Source organism: Streptomyces sp. T12 (genome assembly GCF_028736035.1).
Lineage (GTDB): Bacteria > Actinomycetota > Actinomycetes > Streptomycetales > Streptomycetaceae > Streptomyces.
On record NZ_CP117866.1, the window covers coordinates 769,988 to 781,533 of the forward strand.

General features: G+C 72.3%; 10 protein-coding genes. 5 read left to right on the plus strand and 5 right to left on the minus strand.

The annotated features are described in order from the left end of the window. Nucleotides 1–24: 24 nt before the first annotated feature. Both entS and PBV52_RS03415 read right to left on the minus strand, forming a co-directional pair. The gene (gene entS, locus PBV52_RS03410) at nt 25–1,320 is read right to left on the minus strand and encodes an enterobactin transporter EntS (protein WP_274236757.1); all 1,296 of its coding nucleotides are present in this window, start codon (nt 1,318–1,320) and stop codon (nt 25–27) included. Next, nucleotides 1,317–2,642, minus strand: coding sequence for a salicylate synthase (locus PBV52_RS03415; RefSeq protein WP_274236758.1), 1,326 nt, complete (start codon nt 2,640–2,642; stop codon nt 1,317–1,319). Before PBV52_RS03415 ends, entS begins: the two co-directional genes overlap by 4 nt. Before the next feature lie 148 nt (nt 2,643–2,790). Between PBV52_RS03415 and PBV52_RS03420 the strand changes: the two genes are divergently transcribed. The 3 genes from PBV52_RS03420 to PBV52_RS03430 are packed head-to-tail and all read left to right on the plus strand — an operon-like array spanning nt 2,791 to nt 6,552. Then, a complete protein-coding gene (locus PBV52_RS03420; protein WP_274236759.1) occupies nt 2,791–4,419 on the plus strand; it encodes a (2,3-dihydroxybenzoyl)adenylate synthase in 1,629 nt (542 codons plus the stop codon). Then, nucleotides 4,409–5,473, plus strand: a complete 1,065-nt coding sequence (locus PBV52_RS03425) for an iron ABC transporter permease (RefSeq protein ID WP_274236760.1) — start codon at nt 4,409–4,411, stop codon at nt 5,471–5,473. Before PBV52_RS03420 ends, PBV52_RS03425 begins: the two co-directional genes overlap by 11 nt. Then, on the plus strand, nt 5,470–6,552 hold the full coding sequence (locus PBV52_RS03430; protein WP_274236761.1) for an iron chelate uptake ABC transporter family permease subunit: 1,083 nt from the start codon (nt 5,470–5,472) through the stop codon (nt 6,550–6,552). The genes PBV52_RS03425 and PBV52_RS03430 overlap by 4 nt, the downstream gene beginning before the upstream one ends. 2 nt (nt 6,553–6,554) lie before the next feature. On the opposite strand, the gene PBV52_RS03435 is transcribed toward PBV52_RS03430, so the two are convergent. Next, nucleotides 6,555–7,532, minus strand: coding sequence for a hypothetical protein (locus tag PBV52_RS03435; RefSeq protein WP_274236762.1), 978 nt, complete (start codon nt 7,530–7,532; stop codon nt 6,555–6,557). A gap of 253 nt (nt 7,533–7,785) precedes the next feature. On the opposite strand from PBV52_RS03435, the gene PBV52_RS03440 reads away from it, so the two are divergent. After that, nucleotides 7,786–8,001 (plus strand): heavy-metal-associated domain-containing protein, encoded by a 216-nt coding sequence (locus PBV52_RS03440; protein ID WP_274236763.1) that lies wholly within the window; start codon nt 7,786–7,788, stop codon nt 7,999–8,001. Between the two features lie 77 nt (nt 8,002–8,078). Beyond that, complete coding sequence (locus PBV52_RS03445) at nt 8,079–10,334, plus strand: cation-translocating P-type ATPase (RefSeq protein WP_274236764.1); 2,256 nt, start codon at nt 8,079–8,081, stop codon at nt 10,332–10,334. 62 nt (nt 10,335–10,396) lie between these two features. Here PBV52_RS03445 and PBV52_RS03450 read toward each other — a convergent pair whose 3' ends face one another. Both PBV52_RS03450 and PBV52_RS03455 read right to left on the minus strand, forming a co-directional pair. Next, a complete protein-coding gene (locus PBV52_RS03450) occupies nt 10,397–10,849 on the minus strand; it encodes a phospholipase (protein ID WP_274236765.1) in 453 nt (150 codons plus the stop codon). A 105-nt stretch (nt 10,850–10,954) separates the two neighbouring features. After that, nucleotides 10,955–11,545: a hypothetical protein gene (locus tag PBV52_RS03455; RefSeq protein ID WP_274236766.1), complete on the minus strand. Its 591-nt coding sequence runs from the start codon at nt 11,543–11,545 to the stop codon at nt 10,955–10,957. Nucleotide 11,546 lies beyond the last annotated feature (1 nt).

Genomic DNA, 11,546 nt, shown 5'->3' on the forward strand with positions numbered 1-11,546 from the left:
CCGGTCGACTTGCCGGTCGACTCGTCAGTCGGCTGCCGGGGACGATTCGGCGGGTGCCGCCCGGTCGTCCCCGTCGGCGTCCGGCGGCCGGCTGAGCGTGGCTTTGCGCAGTCCCGGCATCGCCAGGGCCAGGGCCCCCACGCCCGCCAGACAGACCACTCCCCCGAGCACCACGGCCCCGCTCGACGAGCCGAGCGCCCTGGCCACCAGGCCCGCTTCGACGTTGCCGACGGAGGGTCCCGCGGTGGCCTGGGCGAGCCACAGGCTGCCGACACGGCCCTGGAGCCGGTCCGGCGTGTAGTGCTGGAGCAGGGCCCGGCGCAGGATCTCCGAGGCGGTGTCGCCGAGGCCGGCCAAGGCCAGGAAGGCAAGCGCGAGCCACAGGTCGGGGCTGAGTCCGAAGCAGGTGATCGCCAGGCCCCAGACCGCGACCGCGCCGATCAGCGCCCGTCCGGTGTGGTTCACCCGGCCGGTCCAGCCGCTGGTCAGCGCGCCGAAGAAGGAGCCGACGGCGGGGGCGGTGTAGAGCAGTCCGACGGTGGACGGGCCGCCGCCGAAGTGCTCGGTGCCGAGTTCGGGGAAGAGTGCGTACGGCATCGCGAAGACCACCGCGCACACGTCGATCAGCAGCAGTCCGGCCACGACCTGGTTGCCGCGCAGGAAGCGCAGCCCCTCCCCCATCGCCTTCAGCGGATGCTGCGCCTCGGCCGGCCCCTCGGGGGTGAGCTTGGGCAGCGGGGCGAGCAGCACGAGTCCTACGACGTATATGGCCGCGTCGATCGCGAAGCACCAGGCGACGCCGGGCCCGGCCGCGATCACGCCCGCGAGCGACGGACCGACCATGCCGCCCAGTTGGGCGGTGAGGGTGGTCAGCGCGCCCGCCGCGGCCAGCTGCCCGGGCGCCACCAGGGCGGGCGTGGCGGCCATCAGGGCCGGACCGCCCAATCCGGCGGTGAAGCCGGCCAGCACGGCCGCCACGAAGACGAACCACACCTGCGGGTCGGACAGCGACGCGTTCACCGCGAGCCCCGCGATCACCACCGCGGTCACGGCCCGGGTGACGAGCATGACCTTGCGCCGGTCGGCCCGGTCGGCGAGCAGGCCGCCCGTGACCAGACCGACCAGCAGCGACAGGCCCAACACCAGGCTCATCAGGCCCACTTGGACCGACGAGCCGGTGAGCGTGTAGATCTGCAGGCTGGCCGCCACCGAGGTGAGGTGCGTGCCGACCATGGAGATGGCCTGGGTGGCGAACACCAGCCTGAAGTCTCCGCTGGAACGCAACGGCGCTACGTCGACGACCACTTCTCCCAGCTTCACGCGCGACCCTGACCCTGTGCGGGGACGACGTACGGCGCGACGCTGCGGAGCTTCTCGCAGGTCTCCTCCAGCTCCCGGGCCGGGGTCGACCCGGCGAGGATGCCGGCGCCGGCCCGCAGCCAGGTGCGGCCGCCCTGTTCGAAGAGGCTGCGCAGCACCAGCGCCGCGTCGAGCGATCCGTCGCTGCCGGCCCTGAGTACCGCCCCGCTGTAGATGCCGCGGGGTTCTTTCTCGAGCCGGGCGATGCAGTCGTACGCGGAGGCCTTGGGGATGCCGGAGGCGGTCACCGCGGGGAACACCGCTCGCAGGGCGTCCCAGGCGGTGGCGGACTCGGCCAGCAGGCCGTGCACGCTGGAGCCGAGGTGCTGCACGCTGCCGCGCCGGCGGACGCTGAGCAGGTCGCGCACCGAGACCGTGCCCGGTCGGCAGACGGTGGCCATCTCCTCCTCCGCGAGCTTGACCGACAGCACGTGTTCGGAGATCTCCTTGGGGTCGGCGAGGAGTTCGGCGCGCAGGCGCTCGTCCTCCTGCTCGCCGAAGCCGTGTGCACGGGTACCCGCGAGCGGCTGGGTGACGACCTCACCGTCCGCGCCGACCTCGGCGACGGTCTCGGGGCTGAAGCCGGCGACCCGCCGCCCGCCGAAGTCCAACAGGAAGGAGCGGGCGGGGGTGTTGTGCGCGCGTCCGTGGAGGTAGGTGGCGACGAAGTCGACCGGGAAGGGCACGTCGACGGAGCGCGAGAGAATGACCTTCTGCAGGTCGGAGGTCCGTATCTCCTCGATGGCCCGGGCCACCATGCCGAGGTAACCGCCCTCGGTGTCCGACACGTCGATGGGGCGGGGTACGGCGGGGCGGTGCGCGTCGGCGCGGCCGAGTAACCCGGTCAGCGCCTCCAGCGTCTCCTGGTCCGCGCTGCGGATCAGGGCGCCTTTCCGACTGAGCCTCACTTCGCTGTGCGGGACCAGCAGATGGAGCAGGTCGCCCTCGCCCGCCCGGTCGGGGCGGCCGGCGTACAGATGGGAGAACTCGAACGCCATCCAGCCGTATGCGTTCCAGTCCGCTACGGCCATCCGGTCCAGTTCCCCGTGGACTTGGCGCAGTGGATGCGGCCCGAGGGGGGCTGTGGTCTCTTCGGCGAGCCATCGGCGGCGGATTTCGGAGCGGTCGACCTGGATCTCGCCGAGCGCCCCGCCGGCGAACCAGAGGTCGCCGTTCTGTTCGTAGATCACGTACTGGTCGAACAAGTCCGACTCCACCAGTTGCGCCGCCAACCGGACGGGGTCTCCCGGCAGTTCCGTCTCCGCGCTCCGATAACGCAGCAAGGACCTACCTCCCTGGACTTAGGTTAACCTAACCTAATTCAGTACAGACCCTAGCCCCCGCGGCGCGGCGCCGTCCAGATCGCACCCCAGGCTTGACCCCGATGCGTGCTTAGGCAAGCCTTTCCTAAACAGCAGGCGGGAGTTGAGGATGCTCGACGGTTGGGTGCCCTGGCCAAAACCGCTGGCCGAGAAGTACCGCGCAGCGGGCTACTGGGAAGGCCGGCCGCTGGACCGGCTGCTGAGGGAGAGCGCCGAGCGCGAGCCGCAGCGGACCGCGCTCGTGGACGCCGACGGAAACCGCTGGACGTACGCCGAACTCGATCTGCGCGCCGACCGGATGGCGGCGGGGCTGCGCCGGCTCGGCATCGGCGCCGGCGACCGCGTGGTCGTCCAACTGCCCAACACCGACGCCTTCGTGGTGCTCTTCTTCGCGCTGCTGAGGGCGGGCGCGATACCCGTGCTCACCCTGCCCGCGCACCGCGAGAGCGAGATCGTGCATGTCGCCGAGGTGTCCGGCGCCACGGCGTACGCGATCCCGGACCTGCACGACGGCTTCGACCACCGCACGCTCGCCCGGGCCCTGCGCAAGGCCGTGCCCGGCGTCGAGCACGTCCTGGTGGCGGGCGACGCGGCGGAGTTCACCGCGCTCGCCGACCTCGACGCCGACCCGGTCCCGCTGCCCGTGCCCGACCCCGGGGAGGTGGCCGTACTGCTGCTGTCCGGCGGCACGACCGGCAAGCCGAAGCTCATCCCGCGCACCCACGACGACTACGCGTACAACGTCCGCGCGAGCGCCGAGGTCTGCGGCTTCGACGGCGACACCGTCTATCTGGTGGTGCTGCCGACCGCGCACAACTTCGCGCTGGCCTGCCCCGGCCTGCTGGGCACGCTGATGGCGGGCGGCACCGTCGTGCTCTCCCCCACGCCGAGCCCCGAGGACGCCTTCGCGCTGATCGAACGGGAGAGGGTCACCGCCACCGCCGTGGTCCCGCCGATCGCGCTGCTGTGGCTGGACGCGGTCGAGTGGGAGGAGGCCGACCTCTCCTCGCTGAGCCTGCTCCAGGTCGGCGGCTCCAAGCTGGGCGCCGAGCCCGCCGCCCGGGTCCAACCGGCCCTGGGCTGCACGCTCCAGCAGGTGTTCGGCATGGCCGAGGGCCTGCTCAACTACACCCGGCTCGACGATCCGCCCGAGCTCGTCATCGGCACCCAGGGCCGCCCGATGTCCCCCGCCGACGAGGTGCGCGTGGTCGACGCGGACGACCGCGACGTACGGCCGGGTGAGAGCGGCGAGTTGCTCACCCGCGGCCCCTACACCCTGCGCGGCTACTACCGCGCGGCCGAGCACAACTCCCGCGCCTTCACCACCGACGGCTACTACCGCACCGGCGACCTCGTCCGGATCCTGCCCTCCGGGCATCTGGTCGTCGAGGGCCGGGCCAAGGACCAGATCAACCGGGGCGGGGACAAGATCTCCGCCGAGGAGCTGGAGAACCACATCCTCGCCCACCCGGGTGTGCACGACGCGGCCGTGGTCGGCATGCCCGACGAGACGATGGGCGAGCGCACCTGCGCCTACCTCGTCGCGCGCGGACAGGCCCCGGGCCAACGGGAGTTGGCCGCATTCCTCACCGAGCGCGGGGTCGCCGCGTATAAGCTCCCCGACCGGGTCGAGGTCATCGAGGCCTTTCCCCGCACCTCGGTAGGCAAGATCGACAAGAAGGCGCTCGGCCGACTGATCGCCGATCGCCTGCGCGCGGAGGGCACTGGTGGCAACTGAGGCCGATGCGGCCCCTCTCGTACAGACGAACAAGACGAGGAAACAGTCCCCCAGGCGCCGCAACTCGACCCGCACTCTGGCCGTGCTCGGCGCCCTGCTCCTGCTGCTGACCGCCGTCATGCTCAGCCTCGCGGTCGGCTCGCGCGCCCTGGCGCCGTCCGTCGTGGTGGACGCGCTGCTGCACGACGACGGGTCGACCGCGGCCTCGGTGATCTGGGACGTCCGCGTGCCCCGCACCCTGGCCGGGATCGCGGCCGGCGCCGCGCTCGGCGTCGCGGGCGCGCTCATCCAGGCGCTCACCCGCAACCCGCTGGCCGATCCGGGACTGCTCGGCATCAACGCGGGCGCCGCCACCGGAGTGGTGGTGTCCCTCACCGCGCTGGGCATCACGAGCCTGTGGGCGTCGGTGTGGTTCGCCATGGTGGGCGCGGTGGTGGCGGGACTGCTGGTGTACTCGCTGGCCTCGGGCGGTCGCGGCGGCGCCACTCCGGAGCGGCTCGCCCTCGGCGGTGCGGTGGTCGCCGCCGTGTTCACCGGCATCAGCCAGACGCTGATGCTGCTCGACGCGCAGGCCCTGGACCAACTGCGGTTCTGGAGCGTGGGTTCGCTCGCCCGGGCCGACAGCGAGACGCTGACGACGATCACGCCGTTCGTCACGGTAGGCCTGGTGCTCGCGCTGGCGCTGGTCCGGCCGCTGAACGCGCTCGCACTGGGCGACGACGGCGCCCGGGCGCTGGGCGCCCATGTGGACCGGACGCGCTTCCTCGGCCTCGCGGCCATGACGCTGCTGTGCGGCGCGGCGACCTCGGCTGTCGGGCCGCTGGTCTTCGTCGGCCTGGCCGTCCCGCACATCGCCCGCATGATCGCCGGGGCCGACCAGCGCTGGACGCTGCCGCTGTCCCTGCTGCTGGCGCCCGCCCTGCTGCTCTTCGCGGACGTCCTCGGCCGGGTCGCCGTACGCCCCGACGAGCTGGACGCCGGGGTGGTCACCGCGGTGGTCGGCGCACCGGTCTTCATCGCCCTGGTCCGCTACCGCAGGGCGGTGACCGCATGACGGCCCAGGCACCGGCCCGTACGGCCCGTTCCGGTCCGCGTGCCCGTTCGCATGTCGTACGGAGCCGCTCGCACCGCTTCTCCCTGCGCGTGGACGTGCGTGCTGTGACGGTGTGCGTGCTGGTGCTCGCCGCCACCGCAGCGGTCGGCGTCCTCGCGCTCGGCACCGGCGAGTACACGATCTCCCCGGCGGACGTGGTCCGCACGCTCCTGGGCAACGGCAGCCCGCGCACCGACTTCGTGATCAACGACCTCAGGCTGCCCCGCCTGATCACCGGCATCCTGGTCGGTGCGGCGCTCGGCCTGAGCGGCGCCCTCTTCCAGAGCCTGACCCGCAATCCGCTGGGCAGCCCCGACATCGTGGGCTTCACCTACGGCTCGGCCACCGGGGGCCTGCTGGTGGTCCTGCTCGCGGGCGGCACCGGCGGGGAGATCGCCGTCGGGGCGGTGGGCGGTGGCCTCGCGACCGCGGTGCTCGTGTATGTGCTGGCGTGGCGGCAGGGCATCCACGGCTACCGGCTGGTGTTGGTCGGGATCGGGGTGAGCGCCCTGCTCCAGGGCGTGAACGCCTATCTGCTCGCCAAGGCCCGGTTCACCCAGGCCGCGCAGGCGATGGTGTGGCTCAACGGCAGCCTCAACGGCCGGGGTTGGGCGGACGTCCGCCCGGCCGCCCTCGGCCTGCTCGTGGTGCTGCCGCTGGTGGCGCTCGCCGCGAGCCGGCTGAAGATCCTGGAGATGGGCGACGACGTGGCGGGCGGGCTCGGGGTGCCGGTCCAGCGCACCCGGTTGGTGATCCTGGTGCTGGCCACGGCGGCCTGCGCGGTGGCCACCGCAGCAGCCGGCCCGATCCCGTTCGTGGCCCTCATCGCCCCGCAGCTGGCCCGCCGCCTCACCCGGGCCCCCGGGCCCAACCTCCTGGCGGCCGCCTGTACCGGAGCATTCCTCGTGGTCACCGCCGACTTCGCTTCCCAGCGCATCCACGAGTCGGCCCAGTTGCCGGTCGGCGTGGTGACCGCTGTCGTCGGCGGGGTGTACCTGGGGTTGCTGCTGCGCAGGCAGCGGCGGGTGGGGCGGATCTGACGTCAGTGTCCGTGGCCGGGCTCGTCCCCGTGCCCACCTGAGGGCGCGTCCGCGGGAGCTTCCGTGGGGGCGGTCGCCGTTCCGGCCCGGACGGTGAACGCCGCCGTGTGCACCTCGCCTTCGTGCTTGAAGTCGAGGAAGAGCCGGTACGTGCCGCTGCTCGGCGCCGTGGCCGTGAACGAGATTCCCGGGCCGGGCTCGGTCCTGCCGTCGCCGGGCTCGCCGTTGGGGTGGACGTGGAGGTAGGCGAGGTCGCCGGAGCGCAGGGCGACCAGGTGGCCGTAGGCGCCGAGGTTGGGCTGCAGGTCGGTCACGGGGCGGCCGTTGCGCGAGACCTTCAGCTTCAGCTCGCTCTCCTTGCCCGGGCGCAGGCCGCCGTCCAGACGGACCTCGTATCCGTGGATCTTCGCGGTGGAATCCGGTGCGGGCAGCTTCTGCGGCTCGTAGGAGCCCGCGGCCGCGAGATCCGCCCCGAGCGTGAGGTTCTCGGCGCCCTTCTTCGCCGGGGTGAAGTCGGCGAAGACGCGGTAGCCGCCCGCGCGGGGCAGCTCGACGGGGATGCTCCAGGTGCCGTCGGCGGCGCGGCCGGGGTGCACATGGCGGTAGGTGACCAGGTCGCGTGAGGCCACGATGAGGTGCAGTTCCTTCTCGTGCTCGCGCTGGTAGGCGGTGACGGCTCGGCCGCCGCTGTCGCGGATGACGAAGCGCAGGTCGGAGCGGGTCCCGGCGGTGACGGTGGGGGTCCTCAGGTCGAGGGTGTAGCCGCCCTCGGAGATCTGCAGCCCGCCGGCCGGCTCCGCCTCGTGCCCGCCGTGGCCGCCACCTCCCTCCGGTGCCGGTGACGGCTCGCCATGGCTGTCGTGGCGGGCGGGCGCGGGGTCCTCGACGACGGGGTCGATGCCCATGCCCACGCCGTACGCGGTGCCGAAGGTCGCGGCCAGTGCGGCGGCGAACGCGGTGATCTTCAGTCCGGCATGCATGACGGTCTCCTGCGGGTCAGGTCTTCGAGACGTGTTTTGGATCCGAGCTCTCGATACGAGCTCTCGATACGAGCTCTCGATACGAGCTCTCAATGCAGCTCACCATACCCCTGGGGGGTATGAAGTCAACCCCACTCCGGCGCTTGCGCTCAGTACCCCCTAGGGGTATACAGGACTCCAGCAAGGATACCCCCGCCCCGTATCGCGGTCGCATCGGGGTCGCATCGGGACCCCGACTCCACAGGAGGAACCCATGTCCACCACCACGTACGCCGTCTCCGGCATGAGCTGCGCGCACTGCAAGGCCACGCTCACCAAGGCCATCGGCGAGCTGGACGGCGTCACCGAGGTCGGCGTCGATCTCGCGAGCGGCCAGGTCACCGTCACCAGCGCCGCCGAGCCCGACGACGCCCTGATCGCCGAGGTCGTCGACGAGGCCGGCTACGAGCTGACCGGCCGCGCGGCCTGACCCGCCCCCGAACCGCCCGCGCCCGCCCGCGCCCGGCCGCCCCGGGCTCCGGGCCCCACCCCGCACCAGGAGCAGCGATGACCACCACCGCGTCCCAGCCGACCACCGAGGTAGAGCTCGCCATCGGCGGCATGACCTGCGCCTCGTGCGCGGCGCGCATCGAAAAGAAGCTGAACCGCATGGACGGGGTGACCGCCACCGTCAACTACGCCACCGAGAAGGCGAAGGTCAGCTACCGAGGTGAGGTCTCCGTCCAGGACCTGATCACCACCGTCGAGGCGACGGGGTACACGGCACAGGAGCCCGCGCCGCCCGTGCGGGAGGCGCCCGCGGGCCGGGACGAGGACGACGGACTACGGCCGCTGCGGCAGCGGTTGGTCACCGCCGTGGCGCTGGCCGTCCCCGTCGTCGCGATGGCCATGATCCCCGCCCTGCAGTTCGAGTACTGGCAGTGGCTGTCGCTCACCCTGGCGGCGCCTGTCGTGACGTATGCGGCATGGCCCTTCCACCGGGCGGCGTTCACCAATCTGCGGCACGGCGCGGCCACGATGGACACGCTGATCTCGGTCGGTACGTCGGCCGCGTTCCTGTGGTCGCTGTGGGCGCTGTTCCTCGGCACCGCGGGCGAGCCGGGCATGACGCACCCCTTCGAGCTGACGATCTCCCGCAGTGACGGCGCCGGGAACATCTATCTGGAGGCGGCGGCCGGAGTCACCGCGTTCATCCTGGCCGGCCGTTACTTCGAGGCCCGTTCCAAGCGCAAGGCGGGCGCGGCTCTGAAAGCCCTGCTGGAACTCGGCGCCAAGGACGTCACGGTCCTGCGCGCGAACGGCACCGAACAGACCCTTGCCGTCGCGGAGTTGACGGTCGGCGACCGCTTCCTGGTCCGTCCCGGCGAGAAGATCGCCACCGACGGGACGGTCATCGAGGGCTCCTCCGCGGTGGACGCCTCGATGCTCACCGGCGAGTCCGTGCCGGTCGAGGTGGCCCAGGGCGACCCCGTCACCGGTGCCACGATCAACGCGGGCGGACGCCTCGTCGTCGAGGCCACCCGCGTGGGCGCCGACACCCAACTCGCCAGGATGGCCAAGCTGGTGGAGGACGCGCAGAACGGGAAGGCCGCGGCACAGCGGCTCGCGGACCGGATCTCCGCCGTGTTCGTGCCGATCGTGATCGCCCTCGCGCTGGGCACCCTCGGCTTCTGGCTCGGCAACGGCGCGGGGATGGCCGCCGCCTTCACCGCCGCGGTCGCCGTACTGATCATCGCCTGCCCGTGCGCCCTGGGCCTGGCCACCCCGACCGCGCTGATGGTCGGCACCGGGCGTGGCGCCCAGCTCGGCATCCTGATCAAGGGCCCGGAGGTGCTGGAGTCCACGCGCAAGGTCGACACGATCGTCCTCGACAAGACGGGCACCGTGACCACCGGCCGGATGACCCTGCTGGCCGTGCACACCGCCGACGACACCGACGAGGCCGAAGTCCTGCGGCTCGCGGGCGCGTTGGAGCACTCCTCCGAACACCCGATCGCGCGTGCCGTGGCCGACGGGGCGCTGGAGAAGCTGGGTTCCCTGCCCACGCCCGAGGACTTCGCGAACGTGCCGGGTCTGGGGGTGCAGGGCATCGTCGAGGGCCGTGCGGTGCTGGTGGGCCGCGAGCGGCTGCTCGCGGAGTGGGCGATGGAACTGCCGGAGGACCTGCGGCGGGCCAGGTCCGAGGCGGAGGCGTCCGGTCGTACCGCCATCGCGGTCGCCTGGGACGGTGAAGCGCGGGCGGTCCTGGAGGTCGCCGACGCGGTGAAGGAGACCAGCCCGGAGGCGATCCGGCGGCTGCGCGCCCTCGGTCTCACCCCGATCCTGCTGACCGGTGACAACCGGGCCGTCGCCCACGCCGTCGCCCGCGAGGTCGGTATCGCACCCGAGGACGTCATCGCCGAGGTGCTGCCGCAGGACAAGGCCGAGGTCGTCAAGCGGCTCCAGGGCGAGGGCCGTTCGGTGGCCATGGTCGGCGACGGCGTCAACGACGCGGCCGCCCTGGCCCAGGCCGACCTCGGCCTGGCGATGGGCACCGGCACGGACGCCGCGATCGAGGCAGGCGACCTCACCCTGGTGCGCGGCGACCTGCGCACCGCCGCCGACGCCATCCGGCTCTCCCGCCGGACGCTCGGCACCATACGGTCGAACCTGTTCTGGGCCTTCGCCTACAACGTCGCCGCGCTGCCGCTCGCCGCGGCCGGTCTGCTCAACCCGATGATCGCCGGCGCGGCCATGGCCTTCTCCTCGGTCTTCGTCGTCGGCAACTCCCTGCGGCTGCGCTCGTTCCGGGCCGCGAACTGATCCCCCCCGACACACCATGGGGGCGCCGCACGAGCGGCGCCCCCATCGTTTTTGACCCTGCCTCAGCCGAAGGCCTTCACGGCCTGGTAATAGGTCCAAGCCGTGCTGTTGCAGGCGGACTTGGACGCACCGCTGTAGCCCGCACACACACGCTTGAGGTCCTCGTAGAAGGCGCTGTCGATGCGTGACTTGTTGGCGCTGAAGGTGCCCAGCGCCTTGTAGTTGCGGTACCCGAAGTCGTGCCGGGCACAGGACGTGGAGAACGGGAAGCCGAAGGGGTTGTCCGGCGAGGAGGAGCAGTAGTCGGTGGACCAGTCGAAGCCGTACGCGGCCCAGGCGGACTGGTGGGAGCGGGCGGTGACCCAGGCGTTGTAGCTGGACGCGCTGGTCTGCGTCCAACTGGCGAGCACCTGGGGCTTGTCGGCGGGAGCGGCCTGTGCGGCCGGGGCGGTGGCGACGACGGTCAGGAGGGAGAGGGCTGAGGCGGCGAGACCGGTGGCGAGTGTGCGGTGCATTCCACACCTCCATGAGGCTGCGACCCGCCCGTCGGGTCACAGGTTCATGACAAGATGATTGACGCCTTCGCCACGCCTTCACACCACATGTGCCCCAATGCGCCCTTAACTCTTGGACATGCCAGTCCGTCGGACATGAACGGCGGTGAGCGCCAGGGCCAACGGCCCCGGAGCCAGGAAGGCGAGCGGCAGCAGCATCCACGCGCACAGGGCGGCCGTGACGACCGCGAGCAGCACCAGGCCGCTTCCGCCCGTGTCCTGTACGGCGTCCCGCGCCGCCCCGCGTACGGCGGCCGGCCAGTCGGTAAGCGACTCGGCGCGCGCACAGGCCCTGAGGCCGACCACCGTGGCGGCCGCGCCGATCGCCCCGGCGACCACCGCGAACAGCGGCGCCCCCGGCAGCCCCGCCCCGGCCAGCGCCAGGTCGGCGGCGCACAGCAGCACACCGGCCAGGGCTATGACACCTGCCGCGAGGTCGCCGATCCGAAGCCGCCGCCGAAGCACCGCCAAGTACCGCCCGGCAGTGGCGGGTTGCCCCTCGCCCGCGCCGCGCAGCACCGCGCACGCACTCGACAGCGCGGCCGGGACCGTCACGACGGGCAGGCTCGCCACGGCCGTGGCGAGGCCGACGCTCAGCACATCGGCGAACAGGGTCATCCGCGGCCCGAAGACCTCGCCCGGCTCACGTGTTCCCATG